The following is a 24,428-nucleotide window of genomic DNA, read 5'->3' as shown; positions in this document are numbered from 1 at the left end:
TAAGGCTGGCTCTTCCCGTGGATTTTATTTTCCACAATTTCATTTTAGCACAAAAATTTTAATATTGTAGCATATTTTGAAAATTTTTGTAACAAACTTTTTTTTAGGGAGTAGGGAGCAGGGAGTGTGGTTAATATGGTGAGTGTCCCCCTCTTTTTAAAGACCAACGGGGGATCGTTATCACTTAAATAGGTTAAGAGTATAGCGGTTTTTATCATAATGAGGTACACAAAAATTTTTGCCCTGCTCCCTGCTCCATAAAACCGATAACTTTGTCCCTCAACCAATTGAAAACTGCTATAGGAGATAGCAATGTTAGTTAAGTACAAATTAATCATTTATTGGAATGAATCAGATCAAGCTTTTATTGTAGAAGTGCCAGAATTACCTGGATGTATGGCAGATGGTCAAACTTATCTAGAAGCAGTGAGTAATGCTGAGGTGGTAATTCAAGAATGGATCCAAACGGCTCAGGAGTTGGGGCGTGATATTCCTAATCCTAAAGGACGGTTAATTTATGCTTAGTAGATTGATGTTAGATGAGATTCGGGCGGATCTTGATGCGCTAGAGGGGATGTTGGGGTGAAAAATTGGTCATCAGTCGCATTAGGAGATATATTTGATATCTCTCGTGGTGGTTCACCTAGACCTATTCAAAATTTTATTACGGATGATCCAGATGGAATTAACTGGATCATGATTGGGGATACTTCTGATAGTTCAAGATATATCACCAGTACAAAGAAACGTATTATGAAGAGTGGTGTCAGTAAGTCACGGATGGTTCATCCAGGAGATTTTTTACTTACCAACTCAATGAGTTTTGGTCATCCCTACATCATGAAAATATCTGGTTGCATTCATGACGGTTGGCTAGTTCTTTCTGCTAAGAAGAATAATATAGATCAAAATTACTTTTATCACTTATTAGGCTCTAATAATTTATATTCAGAATTTTCCCGACGTGCAGCAGGTACAACAGTCAAGAACTTAAACATTAACTTGGTCAGTGGTGTAAAAGTTAACCTACCGCCCCTAGAAGAACAAAAGCGGATAGCTGCCATACTGGATAAAGCTGATTCAATCCGACGCAAGCGAAAAGATGCGATCGCACTAACTGAAGAACTCTTGCGCTCGACTTTCCTCGATATGTTCGGCGATCCTGTAACTAATCCGAAGGGGTGGGAAATAAAACAATTAGAAAACTTGCTGGCTGAACCATTCCAAAACGGAGCTTATTTTCCAAAAGAAAAATACAGCACAAGCAACAATAGCGTTGAGATGGTTCATATGTCTGATGCTTTTTATGGTGTTGTCAAAACTGGTCATCTTAAAAGAGTTTTAGCTACTGCTGAAGAGATAAAAAAATATGAAGTTATAACTAATGATGTACTAATTAACAGACGATCTTTAAATTACGAAGGTGCTGCCAAGCCTTGTTTGATTTCTACTTTGAATGGACCATTAATTTTTGAATCAAGTTTAATAAGAGTCAGAGTCAATCAAAAAGTTATGGATCCAATTTTTTTCTTTTCCTATATGCTACAACCTCAAGCAAGAGCAGCTTTTGTTTTTCCTTTTGTCACTCAATCAACAATCTCAGGAATAAATCAAGCAGGATTAAAAAAAATTAAAGTAATAGTTCCGCCTATCGATTTACAGCTTAAGTATAAGCAAATCTATCAAAAAACTACATCTAGTATATCCAATTATAAAAACAATTTTGATCGTACAGACAACCTTTTCAACTCACTGCTCCAAAAAGCCTTCCGAGGTGAACTATAACCATGAATAAACTTAATTTTAATGAAATTAACCAAATCAGTCAACTATTTAAACAAGCAGTAGACAAAGCCATCGAAAACCACCGTCAAAAAGGGGAATCTATTGCTATCAGTGACAAACAAGGGAACGTAAAAGTTATTCCTGCCAGCGAAATACCCAAATTACAACAAAAACAAGATATTGTTTGATTCGATTTCGGGAACTCTAAGAATAAAACAACAAGAACAAAACAATGACATCTAACTTTGACTTTCTCAGCAACCAATTCCCCCAACTCCACAACTACGCCAAAGAAGCCGAAAGCCTAACTTACTCAGCCCCCCGTGCCAGTTGCTTCTATACTCGCTTCACCCTAGAACAAGCAGTGATTTGGCTCTACGATAACGATGCTTATCTCAAACCGCCCTATGAAAATAACCTGGGCGCACTTATCCACGAGCAAACCTTTAAAGACAATCTCAAACCCGGACTATTTCCCAAAGTTCGCCTGATCCAGAAAATAGGTAACTTAGCCGCCCATAGTTCCAGTAAAATAACCAAAAAGGATTCCCTTAGGGTTGTTGAAGACCTGTTTCATTTCCTTTACTGGCTATGTCGCTACTACTCTGGATCCCCCCTAGCCCCCCTTAATAAGGGGGGAACTGGATCCCCCCCTTGTCAAGGGGGGTTAGGGGGGATCATCTTCGATCCTACTCTCATCCCTGACCCCAAAACTCAACAAGACTTATCCATTGCGCAGCTTCAAGAACTAGAAACGAAGCTAAACCAAGCTTCGGAAATGCGCAGCATTGCAGAAAAGCGGCAAAAACAAACAGAGGAAGAACTTGAAACCCTTAAAGCAGAAATAAAAAAACTCAAGCAGCAAAATCAAACAGTTCCAGATAAGCACAACTACAACGAAGCTGATACACGGCGCTACACTATCGATGTATTGCTGAAAGAAGCAGGATGGGACATTGATCAACCTGAGTGGAAAGAGTACCCAGTTCAAGGAATGCCCAATGATACGGGTAAAGGTTATGTTGATTATGTACTCTGGGGGGATGATGGCAAACCCTTGGCTTTAGTTGAAGCAAAACGCAGCAGTGTCAGCCCCAAAACAGGGAAACATCAAGCGGAGTTATACGCCGAATGCTTAGAGAAACAGTTTAACCAGCGTCCAGTCATATTTTATTCCAACGGTTACGAACATTGGATCTGGGACGATTGCACTTATCCCCCTCGTAAAATTCAGGGCTTTCTAAAAAAGGATGAATTAGAAAGAATCATCTTTCGCCGTAGCCATCGCAAAAGCCTTAATGTAGTCATACCTAATAAAGATATTGCTGGGCGCTGTTATCAACGAGAAGCCATTCGCCGCATTACGGAAACCTTTGACCAAGACAAAAAGCGCAAAGCACTGTTAGTGATGGCGACTGGTACGGGTAAAACCAGAGTTGCTATCTCCCTAGTTGACTTGCTGATGCGAGGGGAATGGGTGAAACGAGTGCTATTTTTAGCGGATCGTACACCACTGCTAACCCAAGCCTTTCGTAACTTCAAGAAGCACTTACCCAATGTTACTGCTGTGGACATAACCAAGAATAAGAAAGATGCAGATAGCGCTAATGTAGTGCTTTCCACTTATCCGACTATGTTCAACTGCATTAGTGGTAATAAAAGCTCCAACTTACAGTTTAGTCCGGGATATTTCGATCTAGTAATTGTCGATGAAGCCCATAGGAGTATCTATAAAAAATATCGAGCTTTATTCGACTATTTTGATAGTCTGCTAGTGGGACTTACTGCTACTCCTAGGAATGAAATCCATAGAGACACTTATGGTATATTTGACCTAGAGGCTGGTGTTCCCACTTTCGCTTATGAATTAAATGATGCGATCGCGGATAACTATCTAGTGCCACCCCAAGGTATTAAAGTCCCTTTCAAGTTCCTGCGCCAAGGAATAAACTATAACCAACTTTCGGAAGCTGAACGGGAAGACTATGAGGAAAAATTCAGGGATGAGGAAACAGGAGAAATTCCCGACCAGGTCAACGCAGCAGCTATAAACAAATGGCTGTTTAATAGTAATACAATAGACCAAGCTCTAGAGTTATTAATGGAGAAAGGTCTAAAAGTAGAAGGAGGCGATCGCTTAGGTAAAACTATCATCTTTGCCCGCAACCACAGCCATGCCGAGTTTATTGTGGAACGCTTCGATCAGAATTACCCCCATTATAAAGGTAAATTCGCCCAAGTCATTGATAGTCATAACTCCTACGCCCAAAGCCTACTTGATGATTTTTCTGAGTCTAACAAAGAGCCAACCATAGCCGTATCTGTTGATATGTTAGATACTGGGGTAGATGTTCCGGAAGTCGTTAACTTAGTCTTCTTCAAGCCCGTCTATTCCCGAGTTAAATTCAATCAAATGATTGGACGGGGAACTCGTCTGTGTCCAGAACTCTTTGGAGTAGAAAAACATAAAGATAATTTTTTGATATTCGACCTCTGTAGCAATTTTGATTACTTCAGTCAGGATATCAAAGAATCAGATCCAAAGCCACCAGAAAGCCTAACCGCTCAAATCTTTAACGCTCGTCTTAGGTTAAATGATGCTATCAGAGAAAGCAATAAGCCAGAGTATGATCAACTAAAGGATTCATTACTAGATAAACTCCATCACCATGTGGCAACAATGGAGAAAGGTAACTTTCTAGTACGCCGACATCTACCGACAGTAGAGTATTTTAGCGATCGCACAAACTGGAACAACCTCAACCAGCTCCCATCATCCAGTTCCGCCCTGGGATCCCCCTCCCGTCCCCCTTATCAAGGGGGAGGCCAGAGCAGGATTGAAACCCCATTAAATTCCCCCCTTACTCAAGGGGGGTTAGGGGGGATCCAAACCCTAGCATCCCTCCCCAACGGACTACCCAAAGAAAACGAAGGAAGCAAACGCTTCGACCTGCTTTGTCTAAAAATACAACTAGCCATCCTTAAGAAATCCCGTGATTTCATCCAACTCAGAGATAAAGTCAGAGACTTACTAGACCGCCTAGAGGAAAAACAAACCATCCCGATGGTAAAGCAACAACTTCCTCTGATCGAAGACGTTAAAGAAGAAACATGGTGGTCGGATGTAACCCCCAGTCAGATCGAATCACTGCGAGTTTCCCTCCGCGACCTGATCAAATTCATAGATAAGAAAGAGCAAAATATTATTGTATACACCAACTTTGAGGATGAACTAGGGGAAATCGTAGAGGTAGATGTCCCCAGTCAGCAAACAGGCTTTAGTCGCGAACAATACCACAAGAAGGTAAAAACTTATATTAAGAATAATGAAGACCATATTACCATTGCCAAACTGAAGCGCAATGTCTCTCTGACAGAAGCAGATCTAACTGCCTTAGAAGAAATGTTGTTTACTGCTGAGGAGATTGGAGGACGCGATCGCTTCTTTGAAATGTATGGTCAAGATATAAGTCTCAAACTATTCATCCGTAAAATAGTAGGTTTAGATCGCAATGCTGCTAAGGAAGCCTTTAGCAAATACCTACAAGTAACCAACTTCAGTGCTAATCAGATCCGGTTTGTAGAGACAATCATTGATTACCTAACCCAGAACGGAGTAATGGATCCCGGACTGCTATACGAAACCCCCTTTACCGACCTCCATTATGAAGGACTCGATGGGGTGTTTAACGAGGATGATGCCGACCTAATTATAACCACAGTGCGATCGTTCAATGAAACAGTAGACGAAGGATTTGGTAGTGTAGCATAAACCAGCATTACCTTTACCACCAGCACAGAAACAAGCACTGCCAAGCTACCAGAAGCAACAGAAGTAATAAATAGCGATCGCAATGATGGCAATTGGGATTGCTACAGCTTTGATTCCGAGGGCAAACCCATCTAAATTCTCGAAACCTTAATCAGAATTAATAAGCAAAAATACTTATTTTATTACTCTCATATTCATTAAGTATTTGTAACTAAAATTTGTTTACCCTGAACAAAATTTGGAAAGCGTGAACCACCCCAGTCCCTTTCACCACAGTTAATGCAGCTTAAAAAGACAATAAGTTAATGATTTTCGGAGATAATAGGATATAAGGATAGGTAAATGGCTAAATAAAACTAAATTTGATTAAAAATAAGCGAATAAGCACCTTTGACACCAGACTAATTAGTCTGCTTTAATCTACTGACGTGGGTAACGAAATGTTAAGTAGCAAAAATTAGTGTTCAACAAATTTGCCAAAAACCCCGACTATGACCTTTTCTTGATGCAGTTGCTCATCAAGAAAACCCGTAATACCAAGCCGGTAGTCGCTCATGGGGGGGATCCCCAACACCGCGCTACCTCCCTGCATCGCTTGTCGAAAATTATCCCCATCTAGACCACCCGACCATCTCCCTACCTATTTTCTCCAAGCTTGAAACGACCCTACTAGCACAACAGCTGTACCGGTCGCAATCGGGAATTGAGGAGGGTGATGATTACGGGTATGGCTACTGTGAGTGGGGTTAGCCCGAGCAGCAGGTTAGTAGTAATAAATACTTATCTTAATAGGATGGCCGCCTAATGTCAACCACAAGGAATGATGCCCTTCACCCTAGAAGAGACTCGTCCTGACTGCCTGTGTTGCCATCATTCGCAGTGCAGTGCTCCGGTTGTGTTAAACCTTTACCGTGAATTAAGTCTGTTCTTAGAAATACAGTTTTCTAAAAAAATTTGTCGCTACCCCTAGGAAAATTTGTAAATTTTTGTTACAATACTTAAGTAGCGATGCTAAGGTTAAGGTAGTCACTCCTTACAAAGCAAATCTAAAGAAAATATAAAATTAGCGTTGCTCAAGCAGTGCAGCGAGGTAGCGCCTTCATGCGGGGGTTCCCCCACCATGAGTGACTACCGGTACAGCCAAAGGGGTTTTTCCCCCCTCGCGCTTTGCATAAAGACATTCAAGAATGAATTTAGATGGTCTGGTTTTGGTAAATCCCCCGTTGCTTCCCTAATTTTCGGTGAAGTTGAGGCTTTTGTGCCCTGCCCCGGTGCCCTTGCAGTGGTCGAATTAAATTCGCCGCGAGTCGCACCGGCAAATTGGGGGGCTAGGGGGACGGAAATATACCTAGAAATCTGCCTTGCCATGTAAATTCTTTCAGATCGGAACATCCAAACAAGCAATCTCCAAACAACACAATTATGGTTCAAGCTAAACCTAATCCAAAATCACTAAAGCTCTCTCCTTCACACTCAGAGCAGATTATTCAATTCCACCACCCAGAAAAGTACCGCACCTCAGAGTGGTACACCGGTCATGGAGAAATCGCTGCTAGTGGAGACGGTCGCTCTTTTGAAATCTCTGCTACCTATGCGCTAAAGGCAACAGTTAAATTAGTAGACGGAGTTTTCAACCCTGCTAATCCCACTTTGGCGGAGGTTTACAGTCGTCGCGGTCGTTGTGTGGCAATTGTGGATCAGACCGTAGATGAGCTTTACGGAGCCTCAATTCGCCGCTACTTCGAGGAGTATGAAATTCCTCTAAACTTGCAGCCCTGCCGCGCTTGGGAATCTGACAAAACTCCCGAAACCGTCCACCGCTTGCTGAAATTTTTAGGTAAAGATGGCTGCGACGTGTCCCGCAACGAACCCGTACTAGTAGTAGGGGGCGGTGTGCTGAGTGACGTAGCTGGACTTGCCTGCGCCCTGCAGCACCGACGCACTCCTTATATTATGGTCGGAACCACGGTTGTGGCTGCTATTGATGCTGGTCCGTCGCCCCGCACTTGCACCAATGGTGCCCAATTCAAGAACAGCATTGGCTCCTATCATCCTCCAGTAATGACTTTGGTAGACCGCAGTTTCTTCCGTACTTTGGCGACAGGTCACGTCCGCAACGGTATGGCAGAAATTATTAAAATGGCAGTCACCGATGATCCGGTTCTGTTTGAGTTAATGGAACAATACGGTCCGCGCTTAGTAGAAACTCACTTTGCGACCATAAATGGCGATGAGAAACTCGCAGCGATCGCTGATACCATCATCTATCGGGCATTGTTTTCCTACATGAAGCATGAAGGAACAAATATGTTCGAGACTTACCAAGACCGTCCCCACGCTTATGGTCACACCTGGAGTCCTCGCTTTGAACCTGCTGCCAAATTGATGCATGGTCATTCTGTCACTATTGGCATGGCGTTCGGCGCGACTTTAGCTGCAGAAATGGGCTGGGTCAAACCAGAAGAACGCGATCGCATTATCGCTTTGTGTCGCTCTCTGGGTCTGTCTGTTTACCACCCCATCCTAGAAGATATTGACCTGATGCTTGAAGGTCAGAAAAATATGCGGCGCAAGCGGGGAGAAGGGGGTTTGTGGGCTCCATTGCCAACAGGGATTGGTTCCTGTGATTACGCTCAAGAAGTATCGTCAGGATTGCTACAACTAGCCATTGACAAGCATAAGGAATTATGTTCTTCTTTTCCTGATGATGGAAAAGGCACAGAAATGTACCTCAGCGACCTCGGCCTTGAATAAAAGGAGTAAAAATGACTAACCTATTACAAAGTCCCCCAACTCCAAGGCCCGTAACTCCCTTAGGAATTTTAGTGCAACAGCTGGAAGGAATCGTGGAGATGGCCGAACAGGAGAAAGTGCCCGCTTCTCTGATGGCGTCTCTCCAACAAGCACTAGCCCTAGCCGCTGGCATCGATCCTTACCTTGAAGAATGTGCGACTCCAGAGTCTCCTGCCCTAGCGGCCTTAGCCCAGAAAACGGCAAGAGAAGATTGGAGCAAGCTTTTCTCAGATGAAGAAACCGTGCGCCAGTTGGAGCAAGAGATGCTCTCTGGGCATATTGAAGGACAAACCCTCAAGTTGTTTGTCTACATGACTAAGGCAAAGCGCATCCTAGAAGTCGGGATGTTTACTGGATATTCCGCTCTAGCCATGGCAGAAGCCTTGCCTGAAGATGGGGACTTGGTTGCCTGTGAAGTCGATCAATATGTCGCCGACTTTGCCCGTGCTTGCTTTGAAGCATCTCCTCACGGCAGCAAAATTAAAGTGGAAGTCGCTCCAGCTTTGGAAACCCTAGAAAAGTTGGCAGATGCCCAGGAATCCTTCGATTTGGTATTTATTGATGCTGATAAGAAGGAGTATGTCGATTATTTAAAGGTCTTGCTAGACAGGGATGTATTGACTCCTGGTGGCTTTATCTGTGTGGATAATACACTCCTTCAGGGACAACCTTATTTACCCCCAGAGCAACAGACTGCCAATGGAAGTGCGATCGCTAAATTTAACCAGTTTGTAGCGGATGACCCCCGAGTAGAACAAGTGTTACTACCGTTGCGAGATGGTTTAACTATCATCCGACGCACCTAGATAAATTACGATCAGACAATAAACAAAAGGCAATGAACAGCTCCATTGCCTTGTTCTTCCCCTAGTAAATAATGATTGCTTTACTAAAAAATATCGGCACCTTAACCTTACTGTTAATTGCCTTACCTCTAAATGCCACTCTCGTCTTTATTTCCCTAGTAATCAATTGGATAACTTCCCCATTTCGCAGAGGACGAATACCTGTTGAAGGTTCCAAAAACATCTTGATTACCGGGGGCAAAATGACCAAAGCCCTGCAACTGGCTCGCTCTTTTCATAAGTCTGGGCACAATGTCTTTTTAGTTGAAACTCATAAATATTGGCTATCTGGTCACCGATTTTCTAATGCGGTTAAAGGGTTTTATACCGTGCCAGCACCAGAAAAATATCCCAATGGTTATTCCCAAGCCTTACTAAAAATTGTTCAAAAAGAAAACATTGATGCCTTCATTCCCGTATCTAGCCCAGTAGCGAGCTATTATGATTCTGTCGCTGGAACGTTACTCTCCCCCTACTGCGAAGTCATCCACTTTTCTCCTGACATCACCCAGATGTTAGACGACAAATTTACATTGTGCGAGCAAGCCCGTTGTTTGGGATTATCAGCACCAAAGTCTTTCCTAATTACCGATCCACAACAAATTCTAGATTTTGACTTCAAAGCAGATGGGAGTCGGTATATTCTCAAAAGCATTCAGTATGATTCAGTTTCTCGCTTAGACATGACCAAGTTTCCCTTTGAAGGAATGGAAGATTATGTCAAAAATCTTCCTATTACAAAGGAAAACCCTTGGACAATGCAAGAGTTTATTACCGGTCAGGAGTATTGCACCCACAGTACAGTCCGCAAGGGAAAAATTAGACTTCACTGCTGTTCCCCATCGTCTCCTTTCCAAGTTAATTATCAGCATCTTGATAAGCCTGAGATATATGCATGGGTAGAGAAATTTGTCAAGGAATTAAATTTGACAGGACAAATTTCCTTTGACTTCATTCAAACCGAAGACGGCACCGTCTATCCGATTGAATGTAATCCTCGCACCCATTCTGCTATCACCATGTTTTACAATCATCCAGGATTAGCAGATGCTTACCTAAAAGATAGTGATGAGGAAAATCAAGCACCGATTGTGCCCCGCCCTGACAGTAAACCAACTTACTGGCTCTATCATGAAATTTGGCGGCTGACTGAAATCAGATCATGGTCAGCTTTACAAGGGTGGATTCAAAAGATTGTCAAGGGTACAGATGCCATTTTTGAAGTCAACGATCCCTTACCATTTTTAACCGTACCCCATTGGCAAATTACCTTACTATTGTTAGAGAATTTACGGAAACTAAAAGGCTGGGTAAGAATTGATTTTAATATTGGTAAATTGGTAGAATTGGGTGGGGATTAAATAGCGTTCGGCTTAAGATTCGCCCTATCAAAAAAGTTAAGCAATCAACATATGTTACCAATTAACAACACTTCGGACAGAGGATATACCCTCAATCATCCCACCATCGGTATCATCGGTTGCGGCAATATTGGAGGGCGACAAGCTGCTAATTTTCTAGCCCATGGCTACTCGGTCTATGTCTACGACATCAATCCAGATGCCATGGCTCAGTTACAGCCCTTAGGTGCGTGTATTGTCCAGAGTTGTGCTGAAGTTGCGACTTATTCGGAAATAATCTTTACCGCCCTACCTACTCCAGCCGATGTCATAACAGCCGTGCTAGAGGGTCCGCAGAACCTCTCTCAAGGATTGCGCTCCGGCAGTGTTTACATAGACCTTACCACCAACTCTCCCAAAACAATACTCAGACTTCATCAAGCCATGGAGCAACTGGGGGTTGAAATGCTAGATGCCCCCTTTAATGATTGCCCTGTAGGTGCCCAAAGCAAAGGGGGTATGGGTTTAGCAATTATGGCCAGTGGCTCAAAAGTAACCTTCGAGCGAGTGCAGCCTATCCTGGAACTTATGGCTGATCGAGTTCTCTACTGTGGAGAGATTACCACGGGGACTAAATGCAAACTCATCCACAACGCAGTGAATGCTGTTGCAGTCCAAGCCGTGAGTGAAGGAATTACTTTAGGTTTAGCCCAAGGCATCCCCTTAGAAATTATCTGGGATGCCCTGCGCTTCGGATCCTTTGGTCAGAATGCTGGGGACATTCACGGTTTACCCCACTATTGGTTTTCCCGGCGCTGTGATGACAGCTCTAAGCACCCAGCCTTTACGGTTAAACTACTCCATAAAGATTTGCGGATTGCTCTAGGCATGGCTAATCAGAGTAATATCTGTGTTAACCACTTAAGCTTGACAGTCAAAGACTATGAAGAAGCAGAGCAACGGGGTTGGTCTAACTACGCTACCACCAAAGTCCGCTGCCTGCAAGAAGAGCGAGCTGGAGTGATCGCTAAAGGTGCTCTACCTGTAATCTCCAGTGACACCCAACAGCAACCCCAGTCTACCCCCACGGGGACAGAGGATTCTGGGATCAAAAAAGGGAGATTCTCTGTGTTTGCTGTGTTAGTCCTAGTGATAGGGAGTAACCTTTTTCAATTAGGATTACAGTGGCTATTGCGCAGCCTAAATTGATAGTAATAATTCTTACATATATCTAAGCTCACCCCGCTGGTAAGGTTTTTTAGCATCTGTAAATGCTAGATATTTTATAGATAATCAAGTCTAGATTAAAGCAAATTTTATTGCCTTTAGACTGTTATTCATCGTTGTTTTAATTTAGTTTGTAACCTGCAATAAAAATACCAATACTGATTACTTTATAGCTAGCATAAACATTAATTTATGAATAAAATTACTATCATAAATAGCATATTTTTTAGGGTTTAGGCTATTAATAAAGTCAACTCAAAATTAATTATATATTTTTAAAAAACTAAACTTTTTTACGGTAAGGGGTATAGATAATTATTATAGTAGTAATTAATTCTGTTGAGGTGCTCATTTTCTGTTTTGAATAATTCTATGAATAAAGATGAATCCTCAAGCAAAATTGCTAGGGCTACAATCCCTATCTCCATTACCAATAGATTCCTTCGCTGCATTACTAGGTAGTCTAATCTGTCTGTCTTTATCACCAATTTTTATCCGTTTGAGTGAACTGGAAATAGGACCAAATGCTACGGCATTTAATCGTTTCTGGATTGCGGCTGTTGCCTTTGGACTACTGAATAGCTGGTTAAATGTGGGTCAGCAACAGCAGGACGCTGAACCTAAACTACAGAAAAACTATCTGGGAGCAGAAAAAAGGCTACTGATTGCCGATGGGCTACTTTTAGCGATGGGTACAATATGTTGGACTTGGTCTTTAACCCAGACCAGCGTTGCTAACTCTAGCATTATCCATAATTTGATTCCCATATTTACTATCTTAGGAGGCTGGCTAGCGTTTGGTCAACTCTTTGACCGTAGGTTTATCGTGGGTATGTTTGTTGCGATCGCAGGAGTTACGTTACTAGAAATCAATGAGCTGTTGTCATTTAGAATAGGCCCACAACTACTAGGGGATTTGGCAGCGTTAGTCTCAGCAATATTTTTTGGGGTACACCCATTAATAGCTGAGCAACTTCGGACTAAATTTAACTCTGTGACGATTATGACTTGGTCTTCAACAACTAGTTGTCTGTTGCTATTACCTGTTACGGTGTTGTTTTCTAAAGAGCAACTTTTTCCGAGTTCCTTAACTGGGTGGTTTTCAGTAATCGCCCTAGCCTTCGTTGGTCAAATGTTGGGTATAGGACTTTGGACTTATTGCCTCAAAAAGATATCTTCAGGGTTTGCTAGCCTAGTTGGCTTGATTGTTCCTGTTTTCAGTGCCCTGGAAGGTTGGGCGATTTTATCAGAACCTCTTACTTTTTTAGCTTTAGTCAGTTTTGTGGTAATCTTAGTGGGAATGTATTTGGCTATTTCTAGCAGAGCTGCCATTAAACCTGCAATTGAATCTGCTAATAATTGAGTTTAACTACTGCATCTATCAAAATTTGATATTAGAAACATCGAAGTATTAACATTAAACACTTGTGGTGCCATATAATCAAATGAGCAGAGATTTAGTCAATAGGATTAACCATTCCTAGCAATCGCTCATTAACCCCTAAACAAACCTAATGGCTAAACAAGTTGGGATTGCACTCACGTTTATCATGTTCCTGCTGTTATTTACAGCAGTGGGCATTTACTCGGCAACCCGCAAACAAAATACCACCACCGATTATTTACTGGCTAGTCGCAATGTCAACCCTTGGCTGACAGCACTATCAGCAATGGCAACTGGTCAAAGTGGTTTATTATTCATCGGTCAAGTAGGAAATGCCTATTTTATAGGCATTTCCTCCCTCTGGCTGACCATTGGTTGGGCAATTGGGGACTATCTTGCTTGGTATTTTATTTTCAAACGGTTGAGACAGCTCTCTGAGGAAACTGCTTCAGATACTGTCTCTTCCTTTCTAAGTCAAAATATGAAAGGCTCCCGTTTGATTGCCATTATCTCTGCTATAATTACTATAGTATTTCTAGGTTCCTACGCCGCAGCCCAACTGGTAGCAGGAAGCAAAGCACTCAATGCTGTGTTCGGATGGAACTATAATTTAGGCATCATTATAGGAGCAGTAATTGTCGTTATCTACTGCTTTTCTGGAGGAATTCGCGCCTCAATTTGGACCGATGCTCTACAAGCAACAATCATGATCGGTTCCTTGTTACTGTTGTTAGTGGTGGCGGTTGCCAGTTGTGGTGGAACCGGGCAACTGTGGCAATCTTTGGCAGGCATTGATCCAGCTTTAATCAACTGGAATTATTCTCAGCAACCGTGGGGATTTGCGCCTTTCTTTATTGGTTGGATAGTAGCTGGTTTTGGTGTGGTGGGACAACCCCACATTATGGTGCGCGCTATGGCGATTGACTCAGCCGACAACATTGCTTTTGCCAGAAATCTTAAAGCTGCTTTGGGGTTAGTAACCTCGATCTCGGCTATGGGTATTGGCTTAACAGGGCGAGTGCTGATGCCAGATTTGTTGGCTTCCGGGGATCCAGAATTGGCACTTCCTTACCTATCGTTGAAATTGTTACCAGTGGTTTTAGTGGGATTGATGCTCGCTGGGCTGTTTTCCGCCACTATGTCCACAGCAGATTCTCAAATACTCTCTTGTTCAGCTGCCCTAACCCAAGATATTTTTCCGGCTGCAGCTAAATCTTACCAATTCGCAAAAGTAGGAACCCTAACTGTAACAGCAGTAGTTTTGGCGATCGCCCTACTTGGAAATAACAATGTCTTTGCTTTAGTAACTTTTTCTTGGTCGGCTCTGGCTTCAGGTTTGGGTCCTTTATTAATCTTGAGAGTTTGGCAGCGACCAGTCAATCTTACCACAGCGATCGCAATGATGGGAATTGGGATTGCTACAGCTTTGATTTGGAATTTAGGACTTGATTTGTCCAGTGCTATTTATGAAGTGCTTCCAGGTATGGCTGCAGGAATGGCAGTCTATGGAATTGCTCAGTTTTTGAAACATCCTAAATGATTCCGTTTTTAGTTGTTTAGTTTAGTTCTTTATAAGAGGAGATTAGTTATGTCAGTACTTCGCATTCTTCATTTAGTTGGGTCTGCAGACAATGACTTTTACTGCGATTTGTCACGGCTATACGCCCAAGACTGTATTGCCGCAACGGCGAATCCTTCTCTCTACGAATTTCATATTGCCTACATCACCCCCGATCGCCAGTGGCGGTTTCCCTCATCCCTCAGTAAGGAAGACATCGCCGCAGCCAAACCCATGTCCCTCTCTGAGGCTGTAAAGTTCATAACAGCAAAAACTATTGACCTAGTGCTGCCACAAATGTTTTGTATCCCTGGCATGACTGAATACCGTGCCCTATTGGACTTGCTTAATATTCCCTATGTGGGCAATACCCCAGATTTGATGGCACTAACTGCCCATAAAGCCAGAGCTAAGGCGATTGTGGCAGCGGCAGGAGTTAAAGTACCTTTTGGAGAACTACTTCGCCAGGGAGACATTCCCACCATTAAGCCGCCAGTAGTGATCAAACCTGCTAGTTCTGACAATTCTTGCGGGGTAGCTTTAGTCAAAAATGTCGCTGACTATGACGCTGCCCTGAAAACAGCCTTTGAACATTCAGATGAGGTCTTAGTCGAAGAGTACATCGAACTCGGTCGGGAAGTTAGATGTGGAATCGTTGTCAAAGACGGTGAGTTAGTGGGTTTACCCCTGGAAGAGTATCTGGTGAATTCCCATGACCACCCGATTCGGAACTATGAGGATAAACTAAAACGAACAGAAGATGGCAACTTGAGTTTGACTGCTAAGGATGGTGTTAAGGCTTGGATGCTAGACCCTAGTGACCCTGTAACCAAGCCAGTTCAGGAAGTAGCCAAGAGGTGTCATCAGGCGTTGGGCTGTCGCCACTACAGTCTTTTTGACTTCCGTATCGACCCACAAGGGCAACCTTGGTTTCTAGAAGCAGGGTTGTATTGTTCTTTTTCTCCTAAAAGTGTGATTGCTTCTATGGCGAAAGCATCGGGCATATCTGTAAATGAGTTGTTGATGACAGCGATTGATGAAACGTTAATTGATAAGGCTGCGTGTAGGGAATAGGGAACTTCGGATCAGGGAATAGTCTGAGGCGGGGGCGCGGCAGGTGTGGGGAAATGGGGATAATATGGGAAGTGTGGCAGGTGTGGGAGGTGTGGGAGGTGTGGTAAGATGGGGAGTCAGATTAGCAACTAGCTCCCTAAGGCAGTGCTGCGTAGGTATTCCCTACTCCCTATTCCCATTAACCCAGGACGAGGTACCTCCCATTGATAAATGTTGGTTATATGCTATTATGAGTTTAGTAATGTTCGAGTTTTCCGCAACAACAATGCCACTGCCGAGTTACCTATCCCATGTAGTCTTGGTTATGGCATCATACCATCATCGATCATACCATCATCATTGTTATTTAAATTACTCTCAATGGCCTCACCCCATTCCTGATCAGGATGTTCACCTGTGACACAGGAATTGGCTCAATGCTGATTTTACCCTACAGGTGACCGATCGGAGTGATTAGACTTCCCACTAGTAGCTACCTATATACAAAACCTGGCTTAAACCTGCTTTTTGGCTAATTATAGCAATTTAATCCCGATAATTTGATTAAAACGGTTGTTTTATCCTGATTACCTCCATTTTTGCTGAAAAAATGGCCTATCTCACCTAACCTTTATACCTTTATAAAGACTTCACATAAAATTTACAATTTGGTGGTACGATTCATAAGTAATTTACAGAAAATTGCTGATAGACATGGTTAACTTTAGAAGAAGCAAAAAGTGCAGCAGGTACTCAAAGCATGTAGTTTCTCCTAGTCACTGCTTAAACGCCAAGATGCTAACCAGAGTGAAAAAACCGTACCATGCGGAATTTCTCTAACAGCCCTTGAGGTAAATAGTAACACGAGTAGTTTTAACAGTTAACTATAAAACATGTCAGGCTCTCCTCTGAATAAATTCCTTTTTAAACCCGTTCTTCTTGCAGCAGCGGTATTGTCAGTACTGTCCTTACCAGTAGCAATTTTTGGCTCACAACCAGTATCCATTCGCATTCAGGGAGAACAGTGGATGGATGGTGAAATTAAGGATCTTGCTCCCCCTTACCTAGGCTTGGTTGGAGCCTTAAGTTTGGGAGTCGGTGTAGCCAGTTTGGCAATTTCAGGGTGGCAACACTCCGCCCATAAATTTTCTCAAACTCAGGACAAAGTTTCCACTCTAGCTGAGGATATCCAGGCAAAAGAAAAAGAATTAGAAGACCTTAAGCTTTCTCTGTCGAGTTTGGAAGCTTCTGGACTCAGTGATTTTATAGATCCGGGAGAAACCCAGAGAACAGTTACAGAAAACCTTCCGGAAAAAGTTACCGACAAAGTTACCGACAAAGTTATAGAAAACCTTCCGGAAAAAGTTACCGACAAAGTTACCGACAAAGTTATAGAAAACCTTCCGGAAAAAGTTACCGACAAAGTTACCGACAAAGTTATAGAAAAGGTTACGGAAACTCAGGATAACAGCATTGAATTCCAGCCAGTCTTTGAAACTATAGTGACTAGCTCGAATTTTGTTGAAGAGCCCTCCATAACAACCCCTACAAGGTCTGTAGAGGATGTAACCCAGAAGTTTGCCTCAGCACAAACGTTTCTAGGTTTTGTGCGCACAAAACCTGTAGTCACCCAACCTATCCAGGTGAGTTCACCAAAACCCGAGCAGCTGGATCAACTCAACACTCAACTTCAAACAATTATGACTCAGATGGCTTCTTTACAATCTGCCCTTGATGGCACACAGAAAAGTCGAGGGATTGAGGTACCTGTAGCCAATCGAGCATCCAAACAACTTGTTAAGTCCTGGTCTGTAAAGGGTTAGGAAGGTTTAAGACAAGTTGATAGACGATCAGGGTGCATTGTTATCCAACCATAAGCTAAAAAGCATCTACTGGAATTTACTCCAGATAGTTTGGTATAGATAGTTTACTGTTGGTAAGGAGTAAAAATTACTGAATTTGGTTGACTATTTCTGCCTTCCGAATTCACAATTATAAACTCGATTTATCGATGGACTAATTTGGCATTCGCTAATTACTGGATTGTCAAGATTCAGATGACCGTGATCGTTTCCACAAAAAGCGCCAACAAAACGCGATCATAGCGCTCATTAAATAAAACTGTTAAGATATTTCAGTAAGAGCGTGCACAGTTTGGCTGAGTATTATTATAAATATTATTTTGAGTATTATTCATGGTTCAGGATTGATAGTGACGAACCATGAACCATGACCATTAACAATAAACTAAGATAAAATTTTTGTCTTATCGGAAAAACTCTGACGGCGAGAGTGGAGTATCGCTTTGATTTTTTAAATTGGTTTGTGGGCTAATACTACCACTAACCGATCTTTGGGGTTTAAGTTCTGAGCGGTTTCCCCAGCCACCATTGCGTTCTGCTGCCCTAATGCTAGGTACTGATTTCCTGCCACTAGGTAGCGCTATCGGTAGAGTGTAACTTGCCTTTACGTAAGGTTGACCATCATTATTAAATCGGACGAGGTCACCTTCCATCTCTGGAATCTGCGGCTGTTGCTCTTCAGCCCTTCCTAGGTGACCATAGGGCTCATAGGTAGCTAAGAAAGAGACACTATTATTGGGGCTAACCGAGAATCGTCCTTGTGATTGATTGATTTGCCAAGCTTCCTGAAGGCGACCATCTGGTGCCACCTCCCATAGGTTAAGCCTAGCTTCCCATTGACCCTGCTCGTCTACCTCAACAACTTGGCGATCCAAAATGGAATAGGTGCCTAGGGGGTTAGAACCAAATAAAGGCTGTTGTGTCGGACGCAAATAGCGAATAGCAGCCACAGCAATTTGACTTTGGTTAGGTAGATTACTACTACCGGATACAGTGTAAGCACCAGGACGACTTGCCGGTTTCACACTGAGTTCTAACTCAAGGTCAGGGGGTTCTTTTGGGGAGCAGCTGACACACAATGCCATTAGCATTAGGAGCACAGTCCCCTGCCTATTAGAGTAAAGTGAGCGAACTGTTTGACTTAAAAATTGGTAGAATCGCATAAGCATACGTATACACAGATTAGATATTCCTTAGGGATAGCTTACAAAGAATGAGTAATTGTCAGATTAGGGGTTCAAAATATCGACTATCATAGCAAGTTGTTAAAAACGACCTAAGTTGATTGGTAGTTAGTGATGGATTTACCACGGAACCCTAATCAACGTCTAACATAATCAATACCTTGATTGTTTATAATTGAGCGTTTATAATTGATTATTTATAAAATTTTATCGACTAAGACTAGTTATGAAGCAGCAAAGTAGGTTTAGACATACATCTTTATTGAAATTTTGTACTACTCAGTTGGCAATTGCTGGCCTAGTAACCCTAGGGATTCCTCATGGTGCTGCCACTGCTGGGAATCAATTTGCTTTGTGTGCCAAAGATCTCAAAGCGGCCAATATCACTTCAGAAATCGCATCACAAGCTTGTTCAGAGGCACTACAACCTGAGGATTTATCGTTGTGTGTACTGAAAATCAAGGTACTGACCTCATTAGCAGGCCAAAAAGCTTTAGGTGCTTGTACACGAGTCCGACGACCTTTGGAATTGGCTAGCTGTGTGATTGATATTGACAAGCAGATTGAAAATATAAATGCTAACTCAGTGCTGGATCACTGCCGTCGTAGCCTCCTGCCAGAGCAATTTTCTGAATGTGTTATTGGCTTGAATAGTGCCAATGTCGCTAGCCCTGACAAGGCTCTAAACACTTGTATTTCTGTTGATCAATATCCCTCCCAATTGTCTCCGACCTTTGCGCCACCTCCGGCAAGAACCTTGGTTCAGTAATTTGCTTTAGCTGTCCGGCAAAATTAATCCCACACCTAATGCGTAGCATTAGGTGTGGGATTAATTTTGCACAGGGTATGTATGGAATTGCTATAATATATGTACTGATAAACAAAGCCGAAAATGCTGGTTTGTCAGCTATTTACAGCGCGAAAAAATCGAATTTTTGTATTGTTCCGGCGCGGAGGGGCATCCCGTGTCGTTAATAAAGCTTGCCGAGTATCCGTTCGCGCAGCGTCGGCGAAAGCCGATACCGTTGGGTGGAGTTGGCAAGAAGCCTACACTGAACTCGAAGAGTCAGTGTAGGAGTATGTCACTATTGTAAGCATATGCGCTACGCGCACGCTGCGCGAACAGCAGTCAGCAGTCAGCAGTCAGCTTTATGACACAGGCCACAAGTCCTGTGACAACACTGCAGCATTATTCCAATGCTTACCGATTTTATTCAAAAGCTGTTCGGTGTAGCTTGCCCTATGCTCATAAGCACATCAAGTAGCGTGGCACAGGCTTCTAGCCTGTGACTCATTAGCTGATAGCTGATAGCTGATAGCTGATAGCTGAATACTTACCTTCTGTTTATTGAAGCTTGTGTAAGTAATCAACAATTTCGTTAAATTTTTGCTCCACATTACCACTGGTGAATAAATCTTCAGCCTTGGCCAGACCTGCTGTTAAATCTTGGCAAATACCACAACGCCACAGATAAAACCCACCATTCCAGATAGCGGCTGGCATCAATGGGTTGGATTTACCCTTTAGGATTTCCTGGTACTGTGCCAGCAGTGTAGTGGTTGACTCAAACGGTAACTCCTTGCCAGCCAAACCGTATTCACTCGGATGGAGTAGCAAACGCTCAAACCCTTGACTGGCTGATGGTTGACTAATGGCTATGATGGCAGTGCGATCGCGTGGTAGGTCACAGCTACCCTCTAAGCCTTTGACAAAGGTAAAATTCTTGACAAGACGCAGCTGACATGTCTGTCTAAACAGATTTTCTGTAGGTGGATGAACATACCCGGCAACATGATGAGTTTCTCCTTGATCACCAGACCTATAGGCAGACCATAGAATTTCCATGGTTGCTATCGGTGGACGTTTCCCGATTTGGTCGCGGTAGCAAACTAACTGATCAGCTTGGGGAAAATGCTGGGGTAAATAGATAAATCCTAAGCCAGTTCTCTCCAATATTTGTTGCACCTGGGGCACAGAAAGTTGGGAGAAATCCATTCCCAATCCCTGCCAAATCTGAATTAAGGGGACTCCATACTTAGTGGGCATACAATCTCCCCCATGCATGACCACAGGTACCCCAGCAGTAGCTAAGACTAAGGCGGTCAGGGGTGTGACTGGTGCAGTACGGCTTCGTCCATCATAGGGTGTTCCTAACACTGTAATCCCCAGGGATGAAGCAGACGAAAGTGACCGAGAGGCATCTTGCCCATGGTTGATGTCCCAGGGTTCTAACCTTGGTCCAAGTTGATCATAAGCATCTAACATTCCTGCCAGTTCTTCACTGGTCGGTCGTTTGATGCGGTGGGCAATCATAAATGCTCCAATTTGCGCTGGTGTAGCCTCTTGTGTCAACATGAGGCGGATTGCAGTGGTGGCTTCCTCACGAGTTAACGCTTTCCCAGTGTGTACACCACTGCCCACTTTCTTTAATAATTCCCTGAAGGCATTACTCATTAGTGATTAGTCCAAAGCTGGAAACAGTGATCAAGCTTGAGCAAGGGCTGGCAGCTGGACGTTCCAAGCCTGAACTGTTGGCATGTCCAGCTGACGCACCAGTTTACAAAAATGCTGAATTGGTGGAATCTCTAAGCGATCGCGAGTCGTGACCAAGACCACCTGACGAGTCCACTTGGAATCCAAGGCAGAGATGCTACCTACTAGTTTGTTGGAGCTAGCCACGGATTCTGGTAGTTTTTCGAGGGATCGTACAGCCAGAGTAGAGTCTTGCTTTACATTGATCAGGGCTGATTTGGGCAATAGGGCAATCAATTCTCCTTGGCGCACTACTCCTTGGAATGCTTCTAGGGTATTTAACTCCATAACTGCCCGCAAATTAGCCCCTAGCCGGGCAAACTGCTGCTGTACTAAACGTTGCATCCCGTAGCCACTTTTAAAGACTACTTGTGGGTATTTAATCAGTTCTGACCAGGGCACTGGTTGATAGTTGACTAAGGGATGGTCTGATGCCATCAGGACTTCGATCGGCTCTTCATAGAGTACCTCAACTACCATCTCTGAACTAGTGGTCAAAAAGCGATTGTTCATGACAATGGCCACATCCACTAGACCATCTCGCAGTACCTTCAAAGAGCGATCGCTTCCGAGGGCCGTCACTCGTAACTGCACTTGAGGATAGGCCTGACAAAATTGCCTTAAGATCGGTGGCAAGTAGTGAGCGCAGACTGATTGGATTGCCGCTACACACAATTCTGGCTGCTTCCCTGCGATCAAATCTGCTAATTCTTGGGTAGCAGTTTGCCACTCTTGACAGATTTTACGAGCACGGGGTAACAGCTGTTCCCCTGCAAGAGTCAACTTGGCGTGAGCAGTGCGATGAAACAGTGGCATACCCAGATAGCTTTCCAGAGACTGAATTTGTCTACTGATAGTCGATTGTGTTACGCCGCATTTTTGTGCCGCTTGTCCAAAATTACCTGTCTGGGTGACTGCCAGAAATGCCTGCAACTGCTCAATCCGCATGATTTGTTTAAGGTGTATGAGGTTTCATCATAATTAATTGAACATAGTAGATTTTTTGAGGAACTTCGGTAGAATTTGATACATTGACGCTTTCCGATTTAACTAGATCCATAACTCAACTAATGTAATCTAATAAACCTAAGTACACCAATTTCAAATGGGACAGTTACGGTGAAAGGAGAACAGGGCGCTTTGGATCCGTCAACAATCCAGGATGTTAAGAAAGTATAAATAAATAGATCAATATATAGCAGTTCTCAATTGGGTGAGTTACTTTCGTTCTGGGTTTTAGGGAGTCGGGAGTCGGGAGTCGGGAATCGGGAGATAGGTAAATGGGCATAGGTGGAGTGGTAAAAAATCCTGTGTACCTGATCAGTATGAGAATTGCGAACGCGCCCCGCGTGACCAAACGCGATGGACTTCGTCCCGCTTTGCTGCGAAGCGCGTGGCCTTTTGGCCAAGGTCAATCGCGAAGCGGTTCCAAAGGAACATCGCGTTTCATAGTCTACTGACCTACACCAAAATTTTGGCGTTGCTTAATAATGGAATGATTTTAAGAGTGATTAGGTGCGCGCCTCCTAGGCCGGGGAACCCGGCCTTGGGTCGCACCTGTGGAATAGGCATCAGGCGTGGAACTGGCATCTTGTGTAGAACTGGCATCTTGCCAGTTTCCTCCTTATTTTGGGGCGGGCAGGATGCCCACTCTACCAATATTCATTCAAAGATTCAGCAACGCCAAAATTTTCTCAACCACTCATTTACCACAATCACAATATAAAGTCAATACTTATTTAATATAAGTTTTACTTATTTACATTATTTAATAACCTGAGGTGAAATTACTCGCAAAACCCTTTACAAAACTAAATATATTGCTTAATATATATACATGAAGGCACAAACAAGCCGGACGAACCTCGATAACTTCATATTCATACCCGCAATCATTAGAACATGACTACTGTATTACAGCAGAGCAACACCTCTGTGTGGTCTCAGTTCTGCAATTGGGTCACCTCCACCAACAACCGCCTCTATGTAGGTTGGTTTGGTGTATTAATGATCCCAACCCTGCTAGCTGCTACCACCTGCTTCATCATTGCATTCATCGCTGCTCCTCCTGTGGACATTGATGGTATCCGCGAGCCTGTTGCTGGCTCCCTGATGTACGGAAACAACATCATCTCTGGTGCTGTTGTTCCTTCTTCTAACGCCATTGGCCTACACTTCTACCCAATCTGGGAAGCTGCTTCCCTAGATGAGTGGCTCTACAACGGTGGTCCTTACCAGTTGGTAGTGTTCCACTTCCTGATTGGTGTATTCGCCTACATGGGTCGTGAGTGGGAACTGAGCTACCGCTTAGGTATGCGTCCTTGGATCTGCGTCGCTTACAGCGCACCGGTTGCAGCTGCTAGCGCCGTATTCTTGATCTACCCAATCGGACAAGGTTCTTTCTCCGATGGTATGCCTCTAGGTATCAGCGGAACCTTCAACTTCATGTTCGTGTTCCAAGCTGAGCACAACATCCTGATGCACCCCTTCCACATGCTAGGTGTAGCCGGTGTATTCGGTGGTTCTTTGTTCAGTGCAATGCACGGTTCTTTGGTAACCTCCTCCTTAGTACGTGAGACTACTGAAACTGAGTCTCAGAACTATGGTTACAAGTTCGGTCAAGAGGAAGAAACTTACAACATCGTTGCAGCTCACGGCTACTTCGGTCGTTTAATCTTCCAATACGCTTCCTTCAACAACAGCCGTTCCTTGCACTTCTTCTTGGGTGCATGGCCTGTAATCGGCATCTGGTTTACTGCGCTGGGCATCAGCACCATGGCATTTAACCTGAATGGCTTCAACTTCAACCAGAGCATCATTGACTCACAAGGTCACGTGATCAACACCTGGGCTGACGTACTCAACCGTGCCAACCTAGGTTTCGAAGTAATGCACGAGCGTAACGCTCACAACTTCCCTCTAGACCTAGCTGCGGCTGAAGCTACTCCCGTAGCTTTGACTGCTCCAGCAATCAACGGTTAATCTCAACTTGGCTTAATCTGCTAAGTTAAAAAAAAGCGCTCTCTTTTTGGGGAGCGCTTTTTTGTTTTTGACAACCTGCTCAAAACATCCATTACTGAGCTTTCATCCCG

Annotated in this window: 21 protein-coding genes; 17 read left to right on the top strand and 4 right to left on the bottom strand. The window is 43.5% G+C overall.

Annotation, left to right across the window (positions count from 1 at the left end):
- Positions 1-312: 312 nt before the first annotated feature.
- The 14 genes from F6K46_RS01510 (at position 313) to F6K46_RS01445 (ending at position 17,580) form a co-directional block, all read left to right on the top strand.
- Positions 313-525 carry a type II toxin-antitoxin system HicB family antitoxin gene (locus tag F6K46_RS01510; RefSeq protein ID WP_293060481.1) on the top strand — a complete coding sequence of 71 codons (213 nt, stop codon included), beginning with the start codon at positions 313-315 and terminating at the stop codon, positions 523-525.
- 57 nt (positions 526-582) lie between these two features.
- Complete coding sequence (locus F6K46_RS01505; protein ID WP_293060479.1) at positions 583-1,785, top strand: restriction endonuclease subunit S; 1,203 nt, start codon at positions 583-585, stop codon at positions 1,783-1,785.
- Between the two features lie 2 nt (positions 1,786-1,787).
- The gene (locus F6K46_RS01500) at positions 1,788-1,973 is read left to right on the top strand and encodes a hypothetical protein (RefSeq protein ID WP_293060477.1); all 186 of its coding nucleotides are present in this window, start codon (positions 1,788-1,790) and stop codon (positions 1,971-1,973) included.
- Between the two features lie 44 nt (positions 1,974-2,017).
- Positions 2,018-5,557, top strand: coding sequence for a DEAD/DEAH box helicase family protein (locus F6K46_RS01495; protein ID WP_293060475.1), 3,540 nt, complete (start codon positions 2,018-2,020; stop codon positions 5,555-5,557).
- 460 nt (positions 5,558-6,017) lie between these two features.
- Positions 6,018-6,176: a hypothetical protein gene (locus F6K46_RS01490; RefSeq protein ID WP_293018944.1), complete on the top strand. Its 159-nt coding sequence runs from the start codon at positions 6,018-6,020 to the stop codon at positions 6,174-6,176.
- 803 nt (positions 6,177-6,979) lie between these two features.
- Entirely contained in the window at positions 6,980-8,311 is a 1,332-nt protein-coding gene (locus F6K46_RS01485) for a sedoheptulose 7-phosphate cyclase (protein WP_293037139.1), read from the top strand.
- Positions 8,312-8,322: 11 nt separating this feature from the next.
- Complete coding sequence (locus F6K46_RS01480; RefSeq protein ID WP_293037136.1) at positions 8,323-9,156, top strand: class I SAM-dependent methyltransferase; 834 nt, start codon at positions 8,323-8,325, stop codon at positions 9,154-9,156.
- A gap of 71 nt (positions 9,157-9,227) precedes the next feature.
- Positions 9,228-10,556, top strand: a complete 1,329-nt coding sequence (locus F6K46_RS01475; protein WP_293060473.1) for an ATP-grasp enzyme — start codon at positions 9,228-9,230, stop codon at positions 10,554-10,556.
- A gap of 51 nt (positions 10,557-10,607) precedes the next feature.
- Positions 10,608-11,744, top strand: coding sequence for an NAD(P)-dependent oxidoreductase (locus F6K46_RS01470; protein WP_293037130.1), 1,137 nt, complete (start codon positions 10,608-10,610; stop codon positions 11,742-11,744).
- A 400-nt stretch (positions 11,745-12,144) separates the two neighbouring features.
- On the top strand, positions 12,145-13,125 hold the full coding sequence (locus F6K46_RS01465; protein WP_293060471.1) for a DMT family transporter: 981 nt from the start codon (positions 12,145-12,147) through the stop codon (positions 13,123-13,125).
- 151 nt (positions 13,126-13,276) lie between these two features.
- Positions 13,277-14,686, top strand: coding sequence for a sodium/proline symporter (locus F6K46_RS01460; protein WP_293060468.1), 1,410 nt, complete (start codon positions 13,277-13,279; stop codon positions 14,684-14,686).
- A gap of 48 nt (positions 14,687-14,734) precedes the next feature.
- Entirely contained in the window at positions 14,735-15,778 is a 1,044-nt protein-coding gene (locus F6K46_RS01455) for a D-alanine--D-alanine ligase (RefSeq protein WP_293037121.1), read from the top strand.
- 64 nt (positions 15,779-15,842) lie between these two features.
- Entirely contained in the window at positions 15,843-16,178 is a 336-nt protein-coding gene (locus F6K46_RS01450; protein WP_293060466.1) for a hypothetical protein, read from the top strand.
- A gap of 472 nt (positions 16,179-16,650) precedes the next feature.
- The gene (locus F6K46_RS01445; protein ID WP_293060464.1) at positions 16,651-17,580 is read left to right on the top strand and encodes a hypothetical protein; all 930 of its coding nucleotides are present in this window, start codon (positions 16,651-16,653) and stop codon (positions 17,578-17,580) included.
- A gap of 443 nt (positions 17,581-18,023) precedes the next feature.
- Here F6K46_RS01445 and F6K46_RS01440 read toward each other — a convergent pair whose 3' ends face one another.
- Entirely contained in the window at positions 18,024-18,719 is a 696-nt protein-coding gene (locus F6K46_RS01440; protein WP_293060457.1) for a hypothetical protein, read from the bottom strand.
- Positions 18,720-19,065: 346 nt separating this feature from the next.
- Here F6K46_RS01440 and F6K46_RS01435 point away from each other — a divergent pair, with 346 nt between their 5' ends.
- Entirely contained in the window at positions 19,066-19,572 is a 507-nt protein-coding gene (locus F6K46_RS01435; RefSeq protein WP_293060455.1) for a hypothetical protein, read from the top strand.
- A gap of 123 nt (positions 19,573-19,695) precedes the next feature.
- Positions 19,696-19,878, top strand: a complete 183-nt coding sequence (locus F6K46_RS01430) for a hypothetical protein (protein ID WP_293060453.1) — start codon at positions 19,696-19,698, stop codon at positions 19,876-19,878.
- A 270-nt stretch (positions 19,879-20,148) separates the two neighbouring features.
- On the opposite strand, the gene F6K46_RS01425 is transcribed toward F6K46_RS01430, so the two are convergent.
- The 3 genes from F6K46_RS01425 to F6K46_RS01415 all read right to left on the bottom strand — a co-directional run bounded on the left by F6K46_RS01425 (position 20,149) and on the right by F6K46_RS01415 (position 22,745).
- Entirely contained in the window at positions 20,149-21,258 is a 1,110-nt protein-coding gene (locus tag F6K46_RS01425; protein WP_293060451.1) for an anthranilate phosphoribosyltransferase family protein, read from the bottom strand.
- 30 nt (positions 21,259-21,288) lie between these two features.
- Entirely contained in the window at positions 21,289-22,284 is a 996-nt protein-coding gene (locus F6K46_RS01420) for a LysR family transcriptional regulator (RefSeq protein ID WP_293060449.1), read from the bottom strand.
- 257 nt (positions 22,285-22,541) lie between these two features.
- Positions 22,542-22,745 (bottom strand): hypothetical protein, encoded by a 204-nt coding sequence (locus tag F6K46_RS01415; protein WP_293037106.1) that lies wholly within the window; start codon positions 22,743-22,745, stop codon positions 22,542-22,544.
- Positions 22,746-23,238: 493 nt separating this feature from the next.
- Between F6K46_RS01415 and psbA the strand changes: the two genes are divergently transcribed.
- Positions 23,239-24,318, top strand: coding sequence for a photosystem II q(b) protein (gene psbA, locus F6K46_RS01410; protein ID WP_070393396.1), 1,080 nt, complete (start codon positions 23,239-23,241; stop codon positions 24,316-24,318).
- The last annotated feature ends 110 nt before the right edge of the window (positions 24,319-24,428 follow it).

The organism is Moorena sp. SIO3E8 (genome assembly GCF_010692445.1).
GTDB classification, from domain to species: Bacteria; Cyanobacteriota; Cyanobacteriia; order Cyanobacteriales; family Coleofasciculaceae; genus Moorena; species Moorena bouillonii.
The sequence above is the reverse complement of the archived record's forward strand: the minus strand, read 5'-3'. Positions and strand labels throughout refer to the sequence as shown.